The 23,385-nt window shown below is 64.6% G+C and carries 16 protein-coding genes and 2 pseudogenes; 12 read left to right on the forward strand and 6 right to left on the reverse strand.

Annotation, left to right across the window (positions count from 1 at the left end; genetic code table 11):
• Positions 1-29 precede the first annotated feature (29 nt).
• Positions 30-1,353 (reverse strand): annotated as a pseudogene (locus ACZ899_RS18310) (OprD family porin).
• A 655-nt stretch (positions 1,354-2,008) separates the two neighbouring features.
• Here ACZ899_RS18310 and ACZ899_RS18315 point away from each other — a divergent pair.
• Positions 2,009-4,099: a TonB-dependent receptor gene (locus ACZ899_RS18315; protein WP_234561226.1), complete on the forward strand. Its 2,091-nt coding sequence runs from the start codon at positions 2,009-2,011 to the stop codon at positions 4,097-4,099.
• A 629-nt stretch (positions 4,100-4,728) separates the two neighbouring features.
• Here the strand turns inward: ACZ899_RS18315 and aguA are convergent.
• The gene (gene aguA / locus ACZ899_RS18320; RefSeq protein ID WP_028689184.1) at positions 4,729-5,835 is read right to left on the reverse strand and encodes an agmatine deiminase; all 1,107 of its coding nucleotides are present in this window, start codon (positions 5,833-5,835) and stop codon (positions 4,729-4,731) included.
• Positions 5,836-6,079: 244 nt separating this feature from the next.
• Positions 6,080-8,980, reverse strand: coding sequence for an aminotransferase (locus tag ACZ899_RS18325; protein ID WP_234561228.1), 2,901 nt, complete (start codon positions 8,978-8,980; stop codon positions 6,080-6,082).
• 187 nt (positions 8,981-9,167) lie between these two features.
• Between ACZ899_RS18325 and rfbB the strand changes: the two genes are divergently transcribed.
• From rfbB to ACZ899_RS18360, 7 genes and pseudogenes are all read left to right on the forward strand, one after another.
• The gene (gene rfbB / locus ACZ899_RS18330) at positions 9,168-10,250 is read left to right on the forward strand and encodes a dTDP-glucose 4,6-dehydratase (RefSeq protein WP_203648756.1); all 1,083 of its coding nucleotides are present in this window, start codon (positions 9,168-9,170) and stop codon (positions 10,248-10,250) included.
• Positions 10,247-11,122, forward strand: coding sequence for a glucose-1-phosphate thymidylyltransferase RfbA (gene rfbA / locus ACZ899_RS18335; protein WP_203648764.1), 876 nt, complete (start codon positions 10,247-10,249; stop codon positions 11,120-11,122). Before rfbB ends, rfbA begins: the two co-directional genes overlap by 4 nt.
• A complete protein-coding gene (gene rfbC / locus ACZ899_RS18340; RefSeq protein WP_186712097.1) occupies positions 11,119-11,664 on the forward strand; it encodes a dTDP-4-dehydrorhamnose 3,5-epimerase in 546 nt (181 codons plus the stop codon). Before rfbA ends, rfbC begins: the two co-directional genes overlap by 4 nt.
• A complete protein-coding gene (gene rfbD, locus ACZ899_RS18345; RefSeq protein ID WP_234561229.1) occupies positions 11,661-12,521 on the forward strand; it encodes a dTDP-4-dehydrorhamnose reductase in 861 nt (286 codons plus the stop codon). The genes rfbC and rfbD overlap by 4 nt, the downstream gene beginning before the upstream one ends.
• Positions 12,522-12,560: 39 nt before the next feature.
• Positions 12,561-14,377 (forward strand): annotated as a pseudogene (locus ACZ899_RS18350) (sensor histidine kinase).
• Complete coding sequence (locus tag ACZ899_RS18355; protein ID WP_203648775.1) at positions 14,374-15,780, forward strand: sigma-54-dependent transcriptional regulator; 1,407 nt, start codon at positions 14,374-14,376, stop codon at positions 15,778-15,780. The pseudogene ACZ899_RS18350 and the gene ACZ899_RS18355 overlap by 4 nt, the downstream one beginning before the upstream one ends.
• Positions 15,777-16,232, forward strand: a complete 456-nt coding sequence (locus ACZ899_RS18360) for a thioesterase domain-containing protein (protein WP_203648777.1) — start codon at positions 15,777-15,779, stop codon at positions 16,230-16,232. The genes ACZ899_RS18355 and ACZ899_RS18360 overlap by 4 nt, the downstream gene beginning before the upstream one ends.
• Positions 16,233-16,337: 105 nt before the next feature.
• On the opposite strand, the gene cysQ is transcribed toward ACZ899_RS18360, so the two are convergent.
• On the reverse strand, positions 16,338-17,171 hold the full coding sequence (gene cysQ, locus ACZ899_RS18365; RefSeq protein WP_234561230.1) for a 3'(2'),5'-bisphosphate nucleotidase CysQ: 834 nt from the start codon (positions 17,169-17,171) through the stop codon (positions 16,338-16,340).
• Positions 17,168-17,734: an ADP compounds hydrolase NudE gene (nudE, locus tag ACZ899_RS18370; protein ID WP_028689194.1), complete on the reverse strand. Its 567-nt coding sequence runs from the start codon at positions 17,732-17,734 to the stop codon at positions 17,168-17,170. The genes cysQ and nudE overlap by 4 nt, the downstream gene beginning before the upstream one ends.
• 64 nt (positions 17,735-17,798) lie before the next feature.
• On the opposite strand from nudE, the gene yrfG reads away from it, so the two are divergent.
• Positions 17,799-18,461, forward strand: a complete 663-nt coding sequence (gene yrfG / locus ACZ899_RS18375; RefSeq protein ID WP_234561231.1) for a GMP/IMP nucleotidase — start codon at positions 17,799-17,801, stop codon at positions 18,459-18,461.
• A gap of 111 nt (positions 18,462-18,572) precedes the next feature.
• Here the strand turns inward: yrfG and lysM are convergent, their stop codons facing one another.
• Positions 18,573-19,013: a peptidoglycan-binding protein LysM gene (gene lysM, locus ACZ899_RS18380; protein WP_028689196.1), complete on the reverse strand. Its 441-nt coding sequence runs from the start codon at positions 19,011-19,013 to the stop codon at positions 18,573-18,575.
• 175 nt (positions 19,014-19,188) lie between these two features.
• Between lysM and fdhD the strand changes: the two genes are divergently transcribed.
• The 3 genes from fdhD to ACZ899_RS18395 all read left to right on the forward strand — a co-directional run bounded on the left by fdhD (position 19,189) and on the right by ACZ899_RS18395 (position 23,232).
• The gene (gene fdhD, locus ACZ899_RS18385; RefSeq protein ID WP_234561232.1) at positions 19,189-20,016 is read left to right on the forward strand and encodes a formate dehydrogenase accessory sulfurtransferase FdhD; all 828 of its coding nucleotides are present in this window, start codon (positions 19,189-19,191) and stop codon (positions 20,014-20,016) included.
• An 8-nt stretch (positions 20,017-20,024) separates the two neighbouring features.
• Positions 20,025-22,370, forward strand: coding sequence for an FdhF/YdeP family oxidoreductase (locus ACZ899_RS18390; RefSeq protein ID WP_203648800.1), 2,346 nt, complete (start codon positions 20,025-20,027; stop codon positions 22,368-22,370).
• A gap of 379 nt (positions 22,371-22,749) precedes the next feature.
• Positions 22,750-23,232: a glycine zipper domain-containing protein gene (locus tag ACZ899_RS18395; protein WP_234561233.1), complete on the forward strand. Its 483-nt coding sequence runs from the start codon at positions 22,750-22,752 to the stop codon at positions 23,230-23,232.
• Positions 23,233-23,385: the final 153 nt, after the last annotated feature.

Below are 23,385 nucleotides of genomic sequence, written 5' to 3' on the forward strand. Positions count from 1 at the left end.
CCGGGGCTGCGGGTCACGCAAGATCAGGATCAGAAGATGCTGATCGGGTACTCGACGAATACGCGGACTTCGTTGCCGTCGTCGGTGTAGTTGTCGGCATAACGAACGGCGTTGTTGGTACGCAGGAAGGAACTACGCAGCTTGATCGACAGATCCTTGGCCGGGCCTTCCTGAACCACGTAGCGAATCTGGTTGAAGATTTCGCGCTCTTTACCTTCACCGTAACCCTCAGGCTTGCCGACGGTGCGAGTGTTGATATTGTCACCCACCACGTAGGCGAGCTTGTAGGTCAGGCCAGGGATACCAAAGGCACCGAAGTCCAGGCCGTAACCCAACTGCCAGGAGCGCTCGTCCTCGGCGTTGAAATCGGACCAGTAGGAGTTCGCCAAGTAGATGGTCGAACCACCATCACCCACGCCACCCGCGTTCTGATACCAGCCATATTGATAGCCGGTGCTGCCGGTGCTGCGCTGGTGCGCCAGGGTGAACGAGTGCGGGCCGTAGGCGTAGGTCGCCGCCAGGCTCCAGATGGTGTTGGAGTCGCCGTTGAGCTTGGCCGCACGCACGTACTTGTTGTCGATGTCCGACTTGTAGCCGTTGAAGTCCAGGGTCAGGGACTGGTCGCTGGCGATCGGGAAGACGTAGTTCAGGCCCAGGTAGTGCTTCTTCATCACGTCTTCGTTGTCGGCGGTGTACAGCGACGCGGTGAAGTTATCGGTGAACTTGTAGCTGCCGCCGAGCACATTGATCGACTTCAGGCCACCGCCATCACGGCGTTCGGCACTCTTACGCGCCTCCTGGGTGAAGCGACCGGCGTTCAGCTCCAGGCCTTGGATTTCCTTGGAGGTGATCAGCGTACCGGGTGAAGCTTTCCGGCAGCAGACGGCCGTCGTCGTACTGCAGTACTGGCAGGGTAGGCATCTGGTCACCGTATTTGAGCACGGTGTTGGAGATGCGGAACTTCACGGCTGCACCTGCACGGGCCAGGTCATGCGGACCACTGGCGTTGCCATCGGCGTTCGTGGAGTTGTGCGGTTTGAAGAAATCGACACCCGCGCCACCGTTGTGACCCTTGCCACCATCCAGACGCACGGCGTACAGGCCGAAGGCATCGACACCGACACCCACGGTGCCCTGGGTGAAACCGGAGGAGAAGTTGGCGATGAAGCCTTGGCCCCACTCGATCTGGTCATCGGTACCGTGCTTCTTGTCACGGTTGATGTAGGCGTTACGCAGCAGTACGTTGGCGTGGCTGTCTTCAACGAAGCCCTTGCTTTCGGCCTGCTCATTGGCCTGTGCCTGGGTCGCGGCGATCATCGCCAGGGCGACCAGGCTGATCCTGGTTTTCAACATGTTGTTTTCCTTATTTCGTATTCAAAAACGCTCTGCATTAGAACGCCAGGAACCAACGCCCCTTCGTAGGTTCGACGCTATGCGGATCCAAGCCGAAAGGCCCGCCAATGGTCTGCAACGGGCCTTGCAGCCGCATGGCCAGATCATGGCCAGCAGGCGTAGAGCCCGAATCCTAGCCCTGCCTGCTCATACATGTCAAAAAAACGTGAAATGCAGGTTGATATAACCAAAAACTAGGTCAGTGCTGGTGCATTTCCATGCATATCTGCCGTGGGTCAGCGCAAATTTGTCTCTTTTGTGGAAAGCGGGCGAAATCCATAAAACCGTCATACGACCGTGCTTCCGCAGGCCTCTCGATACCCTGTCGGAAATTGCCCTGAGCAGCGTGGAAGCGGCGGTGCGACTTGCCCCGCGATAAGGTCGGCAATGCCCTCATCACCGTCCAGCCAGGGCGCCATCGCGGGACAAGCCCGCTCCTACAGGTCATCCCCGTGCGCATCTGCATGAATATCAAGACAATTCAAAATCAATCCGCATGGATAGCAACATTTTGAAACATATGTAAAGACAACCCTTTACAAATGTCGATGCAACAGTAAATAGCAAGCATTACCATTCGCGCCCAATTTCTCACTCCATTCCTTGGACGCCTTCGATGCCTGCCCCCTGCCGCCTTTCCCCCCTGACCCTGGGCCTGTCACTGCTGTTCAGCGCCGGCCTGGCCAGTGCCGCCACCACGACCCTGCCGGAAACCTCGGTGACCGCCGACAGCACCCGCGAAGAGGACAACCCGCGGGTCAAGGACGTGACCACCGCGACCCGCACCTCGACCCCGGCGCGCTATGTGCCGCAGGCCATCGACTCGGTGAAGACCCGCAACGTGCTGGACTACGGCAGCAGCAACCTGGGCAAGGCGCTGGAAGGCATCCCCAACGTCAGCAGCGGCGCCGACACCCGCTTCGACAGCCTGCGCATCCGCGGCTTCGACGCCAGCAACGACTTCTACCTGGACGGCATCCGCGACGACAGCCAGTACACCCGCGACCTGCACAACATCGAGCGGGTCGAGGTGCTCAAGGGCCCGGCGGCGGTGCTCTATGGCCGTGGCAGCCAGGGCGGCATCGTCAACCGGGTGAGCAAGGCGCCGGAGCACGGCCGCCGCTCGAGCATCGAGGCCCAGGGCGGCAGCCAGGACCTGCGCAGCCTGTACGCCGACCTCAGCGCCGACCCCAGCGACACCCTCAGCCTGCGCCTGAACCTGGGCAACGAAGACAAAAACAGCTTCCGCGACGGCATCGACGGCAACCACCGCCAGCTGTTCGCGCCGTCCATGAGCTGGCAGATCACCCCCGAGCTGAACTGGCTGGTGCAGTACGAGTACAGCCGCTACGACCGCACCCCTGATCGCGGCATCCCCGGCAACCCGCTCACCGGGCGCCCGGCCGATGTCAGCCGCAAGACCACCTACGGCGACACCCAGCGCGACTACATCAACGACCGCGCCGAATCGCTGCGCTCGCGCCTGAACTACGAGCTGAACGACCAGTGGCAACTGCGCCACACCTTCAGCCTGTTCACCCTGGAGAGCGACTTCGACAACACCTACCTGACCGCCTACCGCCCGGCTGCCGGGCTGGTGGATCGCCAGCGCTGGCAACAGGACCTGAGCACCCGCAACCTCTACAACACCGTCGAGCTGGAAGGCCATGTAGAGACCTTTGGCCTTGAGCACACGCTGCTGGTGGGCCTGGAAATGGGCGAGCAACGCCGCAACTCGCTGCTGCACCAGGGCGTCGGCGTGCCATCGGTACCCGTGCAGGGCTCGACGGCCGGCCAGCAGCACAACGGCACGATGCGGGTGTCCAGCAACAACCACACCGACGTCGAGAGCACCGGTATCTACCTGCAGGACCAGATCCGCCTCAACGACCAGTGGCAACTGCTGGCGGGCGTACGCTTCGACCAGTTCGAGGTGGACACCACCAACAAGCTGCGCGACATCTCGGAAAAGCAGAAGGACAACAGTTTCAGCCCGCGCATCGGCTTGGTGTACACGCCCTGGCAGGACCACTCCTTCTATGCGTCCTGGAGCAAGACCTACTCTCCGGTCGGTGGCGGCCTCATCGGCATCACACCAGGCGCTGCCGGCAACACCAACCAGACCGACCCGGAAAAGACCCGGCAGAAGGAGATCGGGGTCAAGAGCGAGTGGTTCGACGAGCGTCTGAGCACCACCCTCGCGATCTACGAACTGGAACTTTACAACCGCCGTACCCGCGACCCGATCAACCCGGAGCTGATCCAGCTCAGCGGCCTGCAACGCTCGCGCGGCATCGAGCTGACCGCTACCGGCAACGTGGTGGGCAACTGGTATGTGCGCGGCGGCATCGGCCTGCAGGACGCGACCATCGTCAAGGACAACAACGGCCAGCAGGGCAACCGCATCAACGACGTGGCCAAGCGCAACGCCAGCCTGTTCGTCACCTGGAAACCGGAGCTGGGTTGGTACGCCGAAACCGGCCTGACCCTGGTCGGCGACCGCTACGCCGACAACCAGAACACCGTGATCCTGCCGGGCTATGGCCGCTGGGACGCGCTGGCGGGCTACCGCACTCATGACTGGGATGTGCGCGCGGCGCTGAGCAACATCACCGACAAGACCTACTACAGCTCGGCCACCAGCGCCGCGCAGATCCAGGTGGGCGATCCGCGCAGCCTGGTGGTGACCGGGACCTACAGCTTCTGATCGTCAAAGGCCATACGCCGTCCGTGTAGGAGCGGCCTTGCCGAGGCGTCGGACCGGCCGGAAAGGGCTGCGAAGCGGCCCCAGGATTTCAGCGTTCATGCAAGATCGCCGGGGCCGCCTTGCGGCCCTTTCGCGGCACAAGGCCGCTCCCACACACAGGGGATGTGTACTTCTGCTGCACGCCTCACAAACGAAAACGCCACCGCAGATGCGGTGGCGTTTTTTTCTGCGACGGGTTCCTTCCCGATCAATGCCAGACAGCCAGCAGAGCTTCGAGCTCCTCTTCGCTGATCAGGCCTTGTGGGTATCGCCCATCCAGCAGGCGTCGTGGGTCGGTCGTCCTGACCCGATTGTCTCCGTGACGTTTCAACCACTGAGCCAGGATTCTGAGCGATCGGTGGCTGGCTGCCGCTGCGGGCAAAGCCGACTCACTTGCTGCGTTCATTTCCTCACGTACTCCCCGGGCCTAGTGAGCGGCTAAGGTACTTCAGGCGCGTTACAGAATGGCGTAGGTCCATTCGTCTGAAGCACGAGGAAAAATCAATACAATTGCTGTGCCATGCCGCCCGACCGATTATCGCGAGCATAAAAAAACCCGTCATCCGACGGGTTTTTCACTCATTGGCCGATCAACGTTTTACCGGTGCCGGCTGCTGCTGGGTCAGGCAGTGGATGTTGCCACCGCCCAGCAGCAGCTCGCGCCCCGGGATCATCACCACTTCGTGATCCGGGAAGACCTTGGCCAGGATCGCCCGGGCCTGGGCATCGGCCGGGTCGTCGAAGCTCGGGGCGATGATGCCGCCGTTGACGATCAGGAAGTTCACGTAGGAACCGGCCAGACGCACCGACGGGTCACGCTCCTGGCTGCCCACCACATGATCAACGCCGTCGCATTCTGCCTGGGTGGCATACAGCGGCCCCGGGATCGGCATCTTGTGCACCACGAACTCGCGCCCTTTGGCGTCACGGGTGTTTTTCAGCACCTCGTAGGCGGCATGGCAGCGTGCATAGTTGGGGTCATTGGAATCATCGGTCCAGGCCAGTAACACTTCGCCGGGGCTGACGTAACAGCAGAAATTGTCGACGTGGCCATCGGTCTCGTCGTTGTACAGGCCGTCCGGCAGCCAGACGATGGTCTCGACCGCCAGGTGTTCGCGCAGGATCTCCTCGATCTGCTCGCGGTTCAGGTGCGGGTTGCGGTTGCGGTTGAGCAGGCACTCCTCGGTGGTGATCAGGGTGCCTTCGCCGTCGACGTGGATCGAACCGCCCTCGAGCACGAAACCTTCGGTGTGGTAGCGCTGCACGCGCTCCATCTCCATGACCTTGGCGGCCAGCTCCTCGTCGCGGTTCCAGGGGGCGTACAAGCCACCGTCGAAGCCACCCCAGGCGTTGAAGCCCCAGTCCACGCCACGCACTTCGCCATGGTCGTTGATGACGAAGGTCGGCCCGGTGTCGCGCACCCAGGCGTCATCGTTGCTGATCTCGACCACGCGGATGTTGGGCAGGTCGAGCTGGCGACGGGCGTTGGCGTACTGGCCGGCGGACACCGCCACGGTGACCGGCTCGAAACGGGCGATGGCCTTGGCCAGAGTCACGTGCGCGGCCTGCGCCGGCTTGCCACCCAGGCGCCAGTTGTCCGGGCGCTCCGGCCAGACCATCCACACCTGGGTCTGCGGGGCCCACTCGGCGGGCATATGGAAACCGTCGGCGCGGGGAGTCGAGTTGAGCGTTTTCATCGATGGCCTCTGATGGCAACTGTCGGTGGTCCAGGGCCCGCTGCGCGCGCCTTTCGCGGCACAAGGCCGCTCCTACAAAGAAAATGTGTGGGACCTGTAGGAGCGGCCTTGTGCCGCGAAAGGACCGCATCGCGGTCCCGGCTACGGTAAAGCGGACATTTATAAACGATAAATATCGACTTTAGAAGTTATCGACAAGACCGTTTTCGTATAAACGACGCACAAAATCCGATAAAAATCGATATCACAAACCTTCACCCAGGATCCGCTCCACGCTGTCGACAAAGTAGTCCACGCTGGCCCGCGTGGTGCACATCGGCGGTTTGATCTTGAGGATGTTCAGGTAGTCGCCGGTCGGCTGCATGAAGATCCCCAGGTCGCGCAGGCGATCGCACAGGATCATGGTCTCCTCGGTCGCCGGCTCCAGGGTCTGGCGGTCGCGCACCAGTTCCAGCCCCAGGTAGAACCCGGAACCGTGGGCGGCGCCGGCCAGCGGATATTTATCGACCAATGCCTGCAGGCGTGCCTTGAAGTGGCGGCCGACGTCACGGGCGTTGTCCCACAGCCCTTCGTCGCGCATCACATCCAGCACCGCCATGCCGATGCGACAACTGACCGGGCTGCCTCCGGCCGAGGAGAAGAAATAGCCCTCGGCCTCCAGTGCCTCGGCGATCTCGCGCCGGGTGATCACCGCGCCCAACGGCTGGCCGTTGCCCATGCCCTTGGCCATGGTGATGATGTCCGGCACCACGCCCTGCTCCTCGAAACCCCAGAAATACTCGCCCAGGCGCCCATAGCCGACCTGCACCTCGTCGGCGATGCACACCCCGCCGCGCTGGCGCACCTTGGCATAGGCCTCACGCAGGTAGCCCGGCGGCAACGAGATGCCCCCGGCGTTACCGTACACCGGCTCGCAGATCATGCCGGCCAGCTGGCGGCCACGGGCGTCGAGGTCGGCCAGCTTGGCATCGACATCACGCAGGTAGTCGGCGGCGCTGTCGGCGCCCCGGTAGCGCCCGCGGAAGGTGTTCGGTGCCTCCACCGGGTGCACCCAGTCCGGACGGGTCTCCAGGGCCTGGGGGTTGTCGGCGATGGAGGTGGAGATCGCGTCGGTGGCCACCGACCAGCCGTGGTAGGCCTCCAGCACGCTGAGCAGGTCGCGCCCGCCGCTGTAGGCCCAGGCCAGGCGGATCGCCAGGTCGTTGGCCTCGGTGCCGCTGTTGACCAGGAACACCCGGTCAAAGCCTTCCGGGGCCACTTCCAGCAAGCGCTCGGAGAACTCGGCGATGGCCGCGTAGTGGAAGCGCGAGTTGGTGTTGAGCAGCGACCACTGGCGCGCCGACTCGGCGACCATGCGCGGATGGCCATGGCCAAGCACCGCGACGTTATTGAGCATGTCGAGGTACGAGCGGCCCTGCATGTCGATCAGGTAGTTGCGCCAGCCGCGCTCGATGTGCGGCGGCTGGGCGTAGTAATGCTTCTGCGAGCGGGCGAAGCTGGCATCGCGACGGGCCAGCAGGGCCTGCGCGTCGGCCAGTGGCTCGGCATCGCAGTCGAAGCCCAGCAGGGCTTGCGGTGACGGGCACAGGGCCAGCCAGGCGGATGCGTGGGACGGTGTGGCGAAGAACGGTGGGCGGGTATCGGCATCCAGGCACAGCTGCACGCTGAGGAAGCCACAGGTCGCGCCCAGCGCCTGCCCCTTGAGCAGCGCCTGGCCATCGGCCGGCGTCTCTTCCAGGCCAGCGAGCCACAGGCTCCAGTGCGTGGTTCGCAGGCAGCCACGACCATCTCCGGTGCGCTGCCAGATACCAGCCTCGGGGGCTTGCAGCGCGCTGCCGGGCAACAGGTTCAGCTCCACGCCCAGGGCACAGGTGGCCGGCTCTTCAGGTCGGTCGATGTGGGTTTGCGACAGGCGGTACTGCCCATGGAGGCTGCACGCCGGCCCCGGCTGGGCGGCGAGCAGGCGCTGGTCGAAGCCCGGCTGCTCCCAATTGCCCGCCTCGCAGAGGGGGCTGAGCACGCCCAGGTCGACCCGGGCGACCGGCTGCCCGGCAAGACTCGGCAGCAACGCGGCGCAAGCGCTCATGTCCGGCGTCACGGGCACCTGGCCCGCCGCCTGCAGGATCGCCGCCTCCATCAGCGCGGCGGGCACGGCGCAGGCGGTGTCGAAGATCTCCCATTCATGGTCGATGTTGTCGCGGGTGTACTGGTTATCCGGGTCGATCGCCAGCTGCTGCTCGCTACTGAGCACCAGCACCGCGGCGCGGTTCAGCACCAGCGGCCACAAGGCGCGCAGCTCAACCTCCTGCAACGGGTTCGCCGCGTGATAGGCGCTAACCGCCGGCAGGACGCGCAACGGGTCGCCCTCGGCGTGGTGCAGCAGGGCCGCGCAAGTCACCGACAGGTCGGCGATGCGCCAGGTACGCAGCAAGTCGCCGAAGTCGATGACGCCCTGCACCTGCCACTGCCGCTGGTCGTCGCGGGCCCAGACCACGTTGTCGTCGGTGATGTCCAGGTGCACGGCCTGGACCGGTAACTGCTCGACCAGCGGTTGCAGGCGAGTGGCTGCGAGCTCGGCTACCTGTGCCACCTGCTCGCGACGCTGGGCATCCGGTAACACCGGCAACAGGTGCTGGATCAGCGCTTGAGCGTGCCGCGGATCCCACTGCAGCGTGCGCTCCAGCCCTGGGTGATCGAAGTCGGCCAAGGCCCTGTCGACCTCGGCACAGAGCACCCCCATCCCGGCCATCAACCGCGGGGCCATGTGCTTGAGGCGAGTCAGCGGCTGACCGTCGATAAAATCGAGCAAGCGCACGCGTAAAGACTGGCCGTCGATATCCAGCGCCAGCAGATCCTGGCCGTCGATGGACCGTCGGACCGCAGGTACCGGTAATGCGCGTTCGCGCAGATGACCCAACGCGGCATGCTGGGCCTCCAGCTCCACCTTGGCGTAGCTGCCGTGACAGACCTTGAGCACATAACGCGCATCGCGGCCATCGACCTGGAAGTTCAGGTCCTGCTGGCTGCCCAGCGACTGCAGGTCTCCCTCCAGATCGTAATGCGCCCGCAGCAAGGCATGGGCCCGGGCCTCGCTGAGCGAAGGAGCGGGCAAGCTGGAGCGCTGGATCAGGGTGGAAAGCGGCATGGCGAAAAACCTCGTTTTTCTTGTATGACGCCACCAGGCAGGCAAATTGGCAAGCTGGCAGCGTACAATTGGCGTTTCGTCGCGCTGGACATGCAACCCGGCGCATTCAACTTGCCTCCCGCCTTGTCAGCCGACAAGCTGTGAGCCCGTTAGCCACCGTCATTATTGGAAGGAAAGGGAATCCGACATGCGTATTCTCATTACCGGGGGAGCCGGTTTCATCGGATCGGCCCTGGTACGCCACCTCATCAGCAATACCGAGCATGAAGTCCTCAATCTCGACAAGCTGACCTATGCAGGAAACCTGGAATCACTGTCGAGCATCGCCAGCAATTCGCGCTATGAGTTCGCCCAGGTCGATATTGTCGACCAGGCCGCCGTCAGTGCTGTGCTCGCCCGGTTCCAGCCACACGCCATCATGCACCTGGCGGCGGAATCGCATGTGGATCGCTCCATCGACGGTCCTTCGGACTTCATCCAGACCAACATCGTCGGCACCTACAGCCTGCTGGAGGCTGCCCGGGGTTACTGGAACACGCTGGACGACGAGGAGCGCAAGGCTTTCCGCTTCCATCACATTTCCACCGACGAGGTCTACGGTGACCTTCACGGGGTCGACGACCTGTTCACCGAAACCACGCCCTACGCCCCCAGCTCGCCCTATTCGGCGAGCAAAGCGGCCTCCGACCACCTGGTCCGCGCCTGGCACCGTACCTACGGGTTGCCGGTGCTGCTGACCAACTGCTCCAACAACTATGGGCCGTTCCACTTCCCCGAGAAGCTCATTCCACTGGTCATTCTCAACGCCCTCGAAGGCAAGCCGCTGCCGGTCTATGGCGATGGCCTGCAAGTGCGTGACTGGTTGTTCGTCGAGGATCACGCCCGCGCACTGTTCAAGGTGGTGAGCGAAGGCGAGGTCGGCGAGACCTACAACATCGGTGGCCACAACGAGCAGAAGAACATCGATGTGGTGCGTGGCATCTGTGCCCTGCTCGAGGAGCTGGCTCCGCAACACCCTGCAGGAATTGCGAACTACGCTGACCTGATCACCTTCGTCAAGGATCGCCCGGGCCACGACCAGCGCTATGCCATCGACGCCAGCAAGATCGAGCGCGAACTGGGCTGGGTTCCCGAGGAAACCTTCGAGACAGGCCTGCGCAAGACCGTCCAGTGGTACCTGGACAACCTTGAATGGTGCCGCCATGTCCAGGATGGCAGCTATCAGCGTGAACGACTGGGCAACAACGATTACAAGGATTCGATCGCATGACCAAGGGCATCATCCTCGCCGGCGGCTCCGGCACTCGCCTGCACCCGATCACACTGGCCACCTCCAAGCAGCTGCTGCCCATCTACGACAAACCGATGATCTACTATCCGGTCTCTGTCCTGATGCTGGCGGGTATCCGCGATATCCTCCTGATCTCCACGCCCGCCGACCTTCCGCAGTACCGCCAGCTGTTCGGTGACGGCAGCCAGTTCGGCATCAACCTCAGCTATGCCGAGCAACCGTCACCCGACGGCCTGGCCCAGGCCTTCCTGATTGGCGAGGAGTTCATCGGCAACGACTCGGTATGCCTGATCCTGGGCGACAACATCTTCCATGGCCAGGGCTTCAGCGAACAGCTCCAGCGCGCGGTCAAGCACCAGGCCGGCGCCACGGTGTTCGGCTACTGGGTCAAGGACCCCGAGCGCTTCGGCGTGGTCGAGTTCGACGGCAATGGCCGGGCCTTGTCGATCGAAGAAAAGCCAGCCAAGCCAAGGTCCAGCTACGCCGTTACCGGCTTGTACTTCTACGACAACGATGTGGTGAAGATTGCCAAGGGAGTCAAGCCCTCCCCACGCGGCGAACTGGAGATCACCGACATCAACAACGCCTACCTGGAACGTGGCGACCTGCGCGTGGAGCGCCTGGGGCGCGGCCTTGCATGGCTCGACACCGGCACCCACGACAGTCTCCTGGAAGCTTCCCAGTATGTGCGGACCATCGAGCACCTGCAGGGATTGAAAATCGCGTGCCTGGAAGAGATCGCCTATCAGAAAGGCTGGATCAGCCGTCAAGAATTGCAGAAGAAGGCCGAAGAACTTAAGAAGACGGGGTACGGACAGTACCTCAGTAAATTGATAGAAGAGACCCCATGAATATCATCGCCACGGCCATCCCGGATGTTCTGATCATCGAACCGAAGATTTTTGGTGATAGCCGTGGCTTCTTCTTCGAAAGCTTCAACGCACGGGATTTTGCCGACAAGGCTGGCGTTGACGTGAACTTCGTGCAGGACAACCACTCACGCTCGCAAAAGGGCGTGTTGCGCGGCCTGCACTACCAGATCGACAATCCCCAGGGGAAACTGGTGCGGGTCATGCAGGGCGAGGTCCTCGACGTCGCCGTGGACCTGCGGCAAAGCTCACCTACCTGTGGAAAGTGGGTCGCGACGCGACTGAGCGCCGTGGAGCACCGTCAATTCTGGATACCACCAGGATTTGCCCATGGCTTCCTGGTGCTGAGCGAGTCGGCCGACTTCCTCTATAAAACCACCGATTACTACACCCCGAGCGCCGAACGCTGCATCCGCTGGGATGACCCTCAGCTGGCGATCGACTGGGGCCTGCTGGAAGCACCGATCCTGTCCGCCAAGGACCAGGCCGGCAAATTGTTCAAGGATGCGGAGCTGTTCCCGTGAAAATCCTTGTCTGCGGCCACAATGGCCAGGTTGCCCAGGCGTTGCAGGGCGCCCTGGCCGGACTGGGCGAGGTGTGCCTGGTTGGCCGCGACCAGTTCGACATGGCCCGACCGGAACAGCTGCGCGAACCACTGCGCCGACAGACCCCCGACCTGATCATCAATGCGGCGGCACACACTGCGGTGGATCAGGCAGAGAACGAGCCGGAACTGGCCTTCGCCATCAATGCCGAGGCGCCAGGAATAGTGGCCGAGGAAGCCGCACGCCTTGGCGTGCCACTGATCCACTACTCCACCGACTATGTCTTCGACGGCAGCAAGGCCACGCCATACGACGAGGACGACGCGCCCAACCCCCTGGGAATCTACGGACGCAGCAAGCTGGCCGGAGAACAGGCGATCCGCGCAGCAGGCTCAGAACACCTGATCCTGCGCACCAGCTGGGTCTATTCGCTGCATGGGCGCAATTTCCTGCTGACCATGCAGCGCCTGCTTCAGGAACGCGCTCAACTGAAAGTGGTGGACGACCAGATCGGCGCCCCGACTTGGGCAGCCACAATTGCAGCCAGCACGCGTGCATTGATCGAGCGCTGGCAGAGCGGCCAGGCCGGCGCCTGGGGCACCTACCACCTGACCGCCCAGGGTGAAACCTCCTGGTTCGGCTTCGCCCAGGCCATCGGCGAACAGCTCAAGATCCGTGGCCTGCCCTGCGCCGAATTGCTGCCGATCCCTTCCAGCGAATACCCGACACCGGCAAAGCGACCGCTCAACTCGCGCCTGGACTGTTCGCGCCTGGCCCGCGAATGGCAGGTCAGCCAGCCACACTGGCACGATGCACTCATCGACTGCCTCAAGTAGCGCATAATTGCGCCAGATCCTACTGGCGCCATTATCGCAATGATCCCAAGACCCACGCCTCCCCGCCGCCCCCGCTGGCGCAGCCTGGCCCTGCTGGCGCTGTGCCTGGCCCCGCTGCTGTGGCCGCTGCACCACCTGGCCGAGCGCTACTATCAGGACGAACTGGCTTCGCAGAACCGCCAGACCCTCGACCTCTACGTCGCCAACCTGCTGGGCACCCTGCACCGCTATGAAACCCTGCCGCAGATCCTCGGCGACCTGCCGGCGCTGCGCAGCGTGCTGGCCGACCCGTTGCGCCTCGAGGCGGTGACCAACGCCAACCGCCTGCTCAAGCACATCACCCAGCAGACCGGCGCCGAGGTGATGTACCTGATGGATGTCAGCGGCAACACCCTGGCCGCCTCCAACTGGGACAAGCAGGACAGCTTCGTCGGCCGCAACTTCTCGTTCCGCCCCTACTTCATCGAAGCAATGGAGGGCCGCCTGGGGCGCTTCTTCGGCCAAGGCACCACCTCGGCCAAGCGCGGCTACTTCTTCGCCGCCGCCGTGCACGACCGCGACAAGGTGATCGGCGTGCTGGTGGTCAAGGTCGATCTCGATCACACCGAGACCCTCTGGGGCCGCACTCCGGAACAACTGCTGCTGACCGACCAGAACGGCGTGGTGGTGCTCACCTCGCGCCCGGACTGGCGCTTTCGCGCCACCCGCGAGCTGACCGCGGCCGAGCGCCAGGCCATCGTCGCCATCCAGCCCTACCCGACCCAGGCGCCGCAGCCGCTGACCCTCGACCAGGCCGCCTGGCTGATCCAGACCCGCGACATCAAGGAAACCGGCTGGCAGGTGAGCATCCTCGCCCCGCGCCTGCTGGTCGACCGCTCGGTGCAGACGGTCATGGCCATCGGCGGCGGCGCGCTGCTGGTGACCATGCTCCTGGCCGGCCTGGTGATGCAGCGCCGTCGCCACTACATCGACCGTATCGATTTCGAGGCCCGTGCCCGCCAGGAGCTGGAAAACCGCGTGATCGAACGCACCGCCGACCTCGAAGGCCTCAACACCCGACTCAAGAGCGCGGTGCTCGAGCGCGAAAGCGCCCAGCAAGAGCTGGTGCGCGCCCAGGACGAACTGGTCCAGGCCGGCAAGCTGTCGGTGCTCGGCACCATGTCGGCCAGCATCAGCCACGAGCTGAACCAGCCGCTGGCGGCCATCCGCAGCTACGCCGAGAACGCCGAGATCCTGCTTGATCATCAGCGCACCGAGGACGTGCGCGGCAACCTCAAGCTGATCGGCGAGCTGACCGGGCGCATGGCCTCGATCATCGCCCACCTGCGCGCCTTCGCCCGCGCCGCGACCAGCACGCCCCGGAAAGCGTGGCCCTGCAACCGGCCCTGGACGACGCCCTCGCGCTGCTGGCCAAGCGCCGCCGGGCCATGGCCGTGGAACTGGTGCGCGACCTGCCCGAGGCTACCCTGTGGGTGCAGGCCGGCGAGACCCGCCTGCGCCAGGTGCTGGGCAACCTGCTGGCCAACGCCCTCGATGCCCTCACCGAGAAAGCCAACCCACGCAGGCTGTGGCTGAGTGCCGAACGCCAGGATGACTGCGTCTACCTGTACATCCGCGACAATGGCCCCGGCTTCAGCCGCCAGGCCCTGGAGCACGCCAAGGAACCGTTCTTCACCACCAAGACCCGCACCCAGGGCCTGGGCCTGGGCCTGGCCATCTGTGAAAGCCTGATGCATGCGCTGGGCGGCGAGCTGCTGCTGGGCAACCACCCGGAAGGCGGTGCCCTACTGACGCTGAAACTGCGTGTGGCCAAGCCCGGCGCCAACCTGCAATCTTCGGAGGACACCTCGGCATGACCGAGACACTGATCGACAGCCACGCCCAGGTGCTCCTGGTCGACGACGACCCGCACCTGCGCCAGGCCCTGAGCCAGACCCTGGACCTGGCCGGGCTCAAGGTCGTGGCCCTGGCCGACGCCCAGGGCCTGGCCGGGCGCATCGAGGAAGACTGGCCAGGGGTGGTGGTCAGCGATATCCGCATGCCCGGCATCGATGGCCTGCAACTGCTGGAACAACTGCATGCCCGCGACAACGAGCTGCCGGTACTGCTGATCACCGGCCACGGCGATGTGCCGCTGGCGGTGCAGGCAATGCGCGCCGGCGCCTACGACTTCCTCGAAAAGCCCTTCGCCAGCGACGCCCTGCTCGACAGCGTGCGCCGTGCCCTGGCCCTGCGCCGCCTGGTGCTGGACAACCGCAGCCTGCGCCTGGCCCTGAGCGACCGCCAGCAGCTGGCCACGCGCCTGGTCGGCCAGTCGCCGGGCATGCAGCGCCTGCGCGAGCAGATCGGCGCTCTCGCCGGGACCCGCGCCGATGTGCTGATCCTCGGTGAGACCGGTGCGGGCAAAGAGGTGGTGGCCCGTGCCCTGCACGACTTGTCGAGCCGCCGCGACGGCCCGTTCGTGGCGATCAACGCCGGCGCCCTGGCCGAGTCCGTGGTCGAGAGCGAGCTGTTCGGCCACGAGCCCGGGGCTTTCACCGGGGCGCAGAAACGCCGGATCGGCAAGTTCGAGTTCGCCAACGGCGGCACACTGTTCCTCGACGAGATCGAGAGCATGAGCCTGGATGTACAGGTCAAGCTGCTGCGCCTGCTGCAGGAACGGGTTGTCGAACGCCTGGGCGGCAACCAGCTGATCCCGCTGGATATCCGCATCATTGCCGCGACCAAGGAAGACCTGCGCCAGTCTGCCGACCAGGGCCGCTTCCGCGCCGACCTGTACTACCGCCTCAACGTCGCGCCGCTGCGTATTCCCGCGTTGCGCGAGCGCGGCGATGACATCCTCGTGCTGTTCCAGCACTTCGCCGACGCCGCCAGCGAGCGCCACGGCCTGCCGCCCCACAGCCTGCAACCGGCGCAGCGCGCCGTGCTGCTGCGCCACGATTGGCCGGGCAACGTGCGCGAACTGCAGAACGCAGCCGAACGCTTCGCCCTGGGCCTTGAGCTGGCCCTCGATGGCCAGGCGCCCGCGGCGACCCATGACATCCAGGTGCCCGTGCCAACCGGCAACCTCAGCGAGCAGGTCGAGCAGTTCGAACGCTCGCTGATCGCCGCCGAGCTGGGCCAACCGCACAACTCGATGCGCAGCCTCGCCGAAGCCCTCGGCATCCCGCGCAAGACCCTGCACGACAAGCTGCGCAAGCATGGCCTGAGCTTCGACGGCGGCGGCGGGCACGACGACCAGGAGGACAACCGTCCATGAGCACCGACAGCCAGTACCTGCAATCCGTGTTGCACAGTGATATTCCCCTGACCCGCGAGATGGGGATGGAAGTCATCGATTGGCAGCGGCACTGTCTGCGCCTGAAGCTGCCGCTGGCCCCCAACGTCAACCACAAAAGCACCATGTTCGGTGGCAGCCTGTACTGCGGCGCGGTGTTGGTGGGCTGGGGCTGGCTGCACCTGCGCCTGCGCGAGCTGGGGATCGATGACGGGCATATCGTCATCCAGGAAGGGCAGATCAGTTATCCGCTGCCGGTTACCGGTACGGCGGTGGCACAGTGCCCGGCGCCGGACGAGAAGACCTGGGAGCGGTTCCTGACCATGTACCAGCGTCGCGGGCGGGCGCGGCTGACGCTGGAGACGGTGGTGAGCAACGAGGGTAGCGACGAGCCTGCGGTGAGGTTCAGCGGGCAGTACGTGTTGCATCGCTGAAAGCTTGGAGGCCCATCGCGGCACAAGGCCGCTCCTACAGGGAAACGTGATCCCCTGTAGGAGCGGCCTTGTGCCGCGATGGGCTGCAAAGCAGCCCCGGCTATCTCAAGCCCGGATAGCGCCCGCCAGCTCAATCAACGCCTTCCGCCAACCGGCAGCCTTGGGCAACGCCAGGAAAAACGGATTGAGCAACGACTCCCGCGCCGGATACCGGAACGGCAATCCATCCAACCCGATCACCTCACCCCCGGCCCCTTCCAGCACGCCCTGGGCAGCCGCCGTATCCCACTGCGAAGTCGGCGCCAACCGCGGATAACAGTCAGCACTGCCTTCGGCCAGCAGGCAGAACTTCAGCGAACTGCCGATATTAGCCAGCTCCAGCTCACCCACCGCACCACTCAACCCGGCCAGCAGGGCCTCCTGCTGCGGGCTGGAATGCCGACGGCTGGCGACGACGGTAAACTTCACCCCCTGCGGTGGCGCGTTGCGTACTCGGATCGGCTGCGCGGCACCATCACGCTCCACACGCCAGGCCCCCAGGTTGCGCCCGCCGAAATAACAGCGGCCATTGGTCGGCATCGCCACCACCCCGAACACCACCTCGCCGTTTTCGACCAGCGCGATATTGACGGTGAACTCTTCGCTACCAGCGATGAACTCCTTGGTGCCATCCAGCGGGTCGACCAGCCACCAGCGCTGCCAGCCTTCACGGGTGGCCAGCGGGATGTCGCAGTCTTCCTCGGACAGCACCGGAATCTGCGGTGCCAGTGCCTGCAGACCCTCGGCGATCACCCGATGGGCCGCCAGGTCGGCAGCAGTCACCGGCGAATCGTCGGCCTTGCTGGTCACGGCCACATCGGCGCGCCAGAACGGCAGGATCGCCTCGCCGGCCAAGCAGGCGAGCTCCACCACGTCCTGCATCAATTGCCGATCATTCATACGCTCAGCACCCCACGCTGGATCAGCAGGTCACGGGCCAGGTACAACGCCGCCAGCGCCCGACCTTCGGTGAACTGCGGGTGCATGGCCAGGGCCGAGAGCTCGCGCAGGTTGACCTTGTCGACCCGCATCGGCTCGGGCTCGTCACCCTCCAGGCGTTCTTCGTACAGGTCCGAGGCCAGCACCACCTGGATCTTCTGGCTCATGTAGCCGGGCGACAGCGACAGCTCGGTCAGGTGCTCCAGCTGGCGTGCGCCGAACCCGGCCTCTTCCTTGAGCTCCCGGTCGGCGGCAGCCAGCACGTCCTCGCCCGGCTCGATCAGGCCCTTGGGCAGGGACAGCTCGTATTCATCGGTCCCGCCGCAATATTCCTCGACCAGCACCGCGTGCTCGGTATCGAGCATGGCCACGATCATCACCGCGCCATAACCGTTGCCACGACCTACCAATCGCTCGTAGGTGCGCTCGGTGCCGTTGGAAAAGCGCAACTGCACGGCCTCGACCCGGAACAGGCGGCTGCTGGCGACGATCTCGCGGCTGAGGACGGTGGGTTTCTGGCGCATGGGGCGGCTCCTTGGCGTGAACGGGTTACTATACCGTGGCTTGCCGACTGATCGAGAATTTCCCATGCCCGTTCTTCCCTGGTCCGCCATCGATACCGTCCTGCTGGACATGGACGGTACCCTGCTCGACCTGCACTACGACAACCGCTTCTGGCTGGAGCACCTGCCCCAGCGCTATGCCGAGCAGCATGGCGTGAGCCGAGCCATGGCCGAGCTTGAGCTGCGCCCGCTGTTCGAACAGCATGCCGGGACGCTCAACTGGTACTGCCTGGACTTCTGGAGCCGCGAGCTGCGTCTGCCGATCCGCGAGCTGAAACAGGAGATCGCCGACCTTATTGCCCTCAAGCCGGATGCCGACACCTTTCTCGCGGCCGTGCGCAAGGCGGGCAAGCGGGTGGTGATGATCACCAATGCGCATCGCGATTCACTGTCGCTGAAACTGGAGCGGGTGGAACTGGCGCCGTACTTCGAACGGCTGATCAGTTCGCATGACTATGGGTATCCGAAGGAGAGCCCGCAGTTCTGGGACGCGTTGCACGCGGATATCGGCTTCGAACCGGCGCGCAGCCTGTTCATCGACGACACCCTGGCGATTCTGCGCAGTGCCCGGCGGTACGGGGTGGGGCATCTGCTGGCGGTGCGCCAGCCGGATAGTCGGGCGGAGCCTCGGGATACCCAGGAGTTTGCGGCGGTCGAGGATTACCGGGAGTTACTGGTTGGCCTGTGAGGGCCTCTCGCGGGTAAACCCGCTCCCACAGGAGTTGCACAGTCCTTGAATGTGGTGCAGTACCTGTGGGAGCGGGTTTACCCGCGAAAGAGCCGGATCAGGCGATGAAGATTAATCCGGAATACGCAGCACCTGCCCCGGATAGATCTTGTTGGGATCCTTCAGCATCGGCTTGTTCGCCTCGAAGATCTTCTGGTACTTGTTGGCATCGCCATAGACCCGTTTGGAGATGGCGCTCAGGGTGTCGCCTTTCTCGACCTCGACGAACCGCGCCGCCTGGGCCACCGGCCCGGTGACGGTGATCTGGTCATCCACCGAAGCCACCCCCGCGATATTGCCGGCGGCCAGTATGATCTTCTCCTTCTCTTCCTGGCTGGCCACCTCGCCCTTGAGAATGACCTTGTCACCCTCTACAGTGGCCGAAATGTTCGGGTTACCCAGGCCAACGTCCTGGACGTGCTTCTTCAACTGTTCCTCGGCATTGGCATTGCCCGGCGTCAGCAGGTCGATCAACTTCTCGCCGGCTTCCTTCACGAAACTGAACAGGCTCATGTGGCGCTCCTTTGATGGTGAATCCATGGAAGCAGGAGTCTAGGCCAGGATCCCTCATCCCGCCCCACTGCGACCAATCGACGCGCTCTATCACGGCATAGACGCTAGCGATTAGACGCCACCAGCACAGGGGCCTAGGCTTGTGGGGTCAAACTGCCAGCCGGTATTCGCCCCGATGAACAGCAAGCCACCGGTCTGCGCGGCGTCCACGTCTTTTGCGCTGCCCGCCGCCAGTAACACCTACGACTACGTCCAGCTCACCGACACAGCTCGCGAAAGCACGCCGTTGGCCGAGGAAGTGGCCCTGGCCATCGTCTACAACGGCCTGAACCAGGCGGTGATGCTGGTCAGCCCGACCGACCTGGAAGACTTCGCCGTCGGTTTCAGCGTGGGCAGTGGCATCGTCGCCGGTACCGAAGAAATCTACGACGTGAAGCTCTCCGGCAGCGGCTCGGCGCTGTATGCCGACCTGGAGATCTCCAGCCGCGCCTTCTGGAACCTGAAGAACCAGCGCCGTCAGCTGGCCGGCACCAGCGGCTGCGGCCTGTGCGGCGTCGAGGCCCTGGAGCAGGCATTGCCCGAGCTGGACGTGCTGCCTGGCGCGCCGCTGCCGCCCGCGCACTGGCTGATGGACCTGCGCCAGCGCATCGACGCCTTCCAGCCCCTCGGCCAGCACTGCGGCGCGGTGCACGCGGCGCTGTTCATGGACCGCGACGGCCAGCTGCTGCTGGGTCGCGAGGATATCGGCCGGCACAACGCCCTGGACAAGCTGATCGGCGCCCTGCTGCGCCAGCGCATCGACACCACCGGCGGCCTGGCCATCGTCACCAGCCGCTGCAGCCTGGAGCTGATCCAGAAAGTCCTGCGCGCCGGCATCCAGACGTTGGTCAGCCTCTCCGCGCCCACGGGCCTGGCCCTGCAATGGGCGCGCAAGCACAACCTCAACCTTATCCATCTGCCCAAACACAGTGCACCGCGGGTGTTCAGCCCAGCGGCGGAGTAGCAACAGCCGTGACCTCCTACGAAAAACTGCCAGACAACGCCCCCGCCTCCACCCCTCGCTACAAGCCCTACCCCGGCCCTGCCGGCGGTTGGGGGGCGCTGCGCAGCGTGGCCAAGGCCTGGGTGGGCAGCGACAACGCCCTGAAGAACATCCGCGCCCTGCTCAAGACCAACCAGAACGGCGGCTTCGACTGCCCCGGCTGCGCCTGGGGCGACTCGCCCGAAAGCGGCATGGTCAAGTTCTGCGAAAACGGCGCCAAGGCGGTCAACTGGGAGGCCACCAAGCGTCGCGTCGATGCGGCGTTCTTCGCCCGCTACAGCGTCAGCGCGCTGCTCGAGCAGAGCGACTACTGGCTCGAGTACCAGGGCCGCCTGACCGAGCCGATGATCTACGACCCGGTCACTGACCGCTACCAGCCGATCGACTGGGACGCGGCCTTCGCCCTGATCGCCCGTCACCTGAACAACCTGTCCAGCCCTGATCAGGCCGAGTTCTACACCTCCGGCCGGGCCAGCAACGAGGCGGCGTACCTGTACCAGCTGTTCGTGCGCGCCTACGGCACCAACAACTTCCCCGACTGCTCGAACATGTGCCACGAGGCCAGTGGCGTGGCGCTGGGTCAAAGCGTCGGCGTGGGCAAGGGCACGGTCACCTACGACGATTTCGAGCACGCCGACACGATCTTCGTCCTGGGTCAGAACCCCGGCACCAACCACCCACGCATGCTCGACCCACTGCGTGACGCGGTGAAGCGCGGTGCCCAGGTGGTCTGCGTCAACCCGCTCAAGGAGCGTGGCCTGGAGCGTTTCCAGCACCCTCAGAACCCGCTGGAGATGCTGACCAACACCGATCGCCCGACCAACACGGCGTTCTTGCGCCCGGCCCTGGGCGGCGACATGGCGCTGCTGCGCGGCATGGCCAAGTTCCTGCTGCAGTGGGAGCGTGAAGCCCAGGCCAAGGGCGAGCCGGCGATCTTCGACCATGCCTTCATCGCCGAGCACGGCCATGGCGTGGACGAGTACCTGGCTGCGGTCGATGCCACCCCGTGGGAGCAGATCCAGGCGCAATCGGGCCTGACCCTGGCCGACATCGAACTGTCGGCGCGCATGTACTGCAAAGGCAAGCGGGTGATCATGTGCTGGGCCATGGGCATCACCCAGCACCGCCATTCGGTGCCGACCATCCAGGAAATCGTCAACCTGATGCTGCTGCGCGGCAACCTCGGCGTGCCGGGCGCCGGCCTGTGCCCGGTGCGCGGCCACAGCAACGTGCAGGGCGACCGCACCATGGGCATCAACGAACGCCCGCCAGTCTTCCTGCTCGACGCCCTCGAAAAGCGCTTCGGCTTCCCGGTGCCGCGCCACAACGGCCACAACACCGTCGAGGCGATCCACGCCATGCTCGACGGCCGGGCCAAGGTGTTCATCGGCCTGGGCGGCAACTTCGCCCAGGCCACGCCGGACACCGAGCGCACCGCGCAGGCGCTGCGCAACTGCGAGCTGACCGTGCACATCAGCACCAAGCTCAACCGCAGCCACCTGGTTCACGGTAAGCAAGCGCTGATCCTGCCGTGCCTGGGCCGCACCGATATCGACCTGCAGGGCGAAGGCCCGCAGGCGGTGACGGTGGAGGACTCGTTCAGCATGGTCCATGCCTCCAACGGCCAGCTCAAGCCGCTGTCCCGGCAGATGCGCTCGGAGCCGGCCGTGGTCGCCGGCATCGCCGCCGCCACCTTGGGCAAGCAGCCGGTGGACTGGCACTGGCTGGTGGCCGACTACGCGCGCATCCGCGACCTGATCGCCGACACCATCCCCGGCTTTGCCGACTTCAATGAACGCCTGCGCCTGCCCGGCGGCTTCTATCTGGGCAACAGCGCCGGCAGCCGCCAGTGGAAGACCGCCAGCGGCCGTGCCAACTTCAAGGCCAACCTGCTGCCCGACAGCCTGCTCGACGAGCGCGTGCGCGCCAGCGGCCAGTTGCCGGACCTGATCATGCAGTCGATGCGTTCGCACGATCAGTACAACACCACCATCTATGGCATGGACGACCGCTACCGCGGCGTGCGCGGCCAGCGCGACGTGCTGTTCGTCAACGAAGCCGACATCGTCCGCCTGGGCTTCCAGCCAGGGCAGAAGGTCGACATCGTGTCGCTGTGGGGCGATGAGCATGTGCGCCGGGTGCATGGCTTCACCCTGCTGGCGTTCGACATTCCCGCCGGCCAGGCGGCGGCCTACTACCCGGAGGTGAACCCGCTGGTGCCGCTGGAAAGCATCGGCGATGGCAGCCATACGCCGACGTCGAAGTTCATCGCCATCAAGCTGGAGCGGGCGCGGGACGACGGGCGCATCATCTGAGCAAGATTGGGCTATGCGCGATCCCTGTAGGAGCGGCCTTGCCGAGGCGTCGGACCGGCCGGAAAGGGCCGCAAAGCGGCCCCGGCGATATCTGCTTGATGCACAAATCGTGGGGGCGCTTCGCACCCCTTTCGCGGCACAAGGCCGCTCCTACAAGGGCAAGCGCAGATTCCGAGCAATTGCCCACAAAAAAGCCCTGTTCCGCAACGGTTCAGGGCTTCGTCATAAATAGCTCAGACAACCGAAAATCGAGAAAGTTTCATACATAATTCAATAACTTAGAGAATTGTGTACAACTCGTGCTACTCGTCGGATTCCGATTGCCAGGCGCCTCGGCGAGCCTCAAATTCCGCTTCGTCATCCCTCTGAGGCTCTCTTGATGAAGAAGTACTCCTCGATTCTGTTGTTGTCTTTTGGTCTGCTCAGCGGCGTTGCCATGGCAGGCGGCACCACCGAAGCCGGCATTGGCGGCGCATTGGGTGGGGTACTCGGCTCCGTGGTGGGCAACTCCATCGGCGGTAGCACCGGCGGCGCCATCGGTGCCGGCCTGGGTGGCGCGGCCGGCGGCGCCCTGGGTGCCGACAAGCGCCAGCGTGGCGAAGCGGCCATCGGTGGCGCACTGGGCGCCGCAGGCGGCAACGTGGTGGGTCGCTCCGTGGGCGGCACCACCGGCAGCTACATCGGCGCGGCCGCCGGTGGTGGCGCCGGTGGCGCACTGGGCAACTACATGGGCAACAAGGCCGATGAGGATGAGCGCCGTGATTCGCGCCGCTACCGTCGCGACTACGACGATCGCCGCTACTACGACCGCGGTCACCACTATGGCCATCGCAAGCACAAGCGCCACTGGCGCCATGACTGATGGCCAGGCTTACGCCTGAGGCCTAAGGCCCTGCCCTCATCGGCAGGGCCTTTTCGTTTGCATACCCGCCAGAGGATTAGGGGCTGCCCCGATATGGAGGCCACTAGCCACTAGTTATCATCGCTGTTTCGATCAAGCACAGGACGCAGGGAA

The organism is Pseudomonas sp. TE31087, assembly GCF_057284075.1.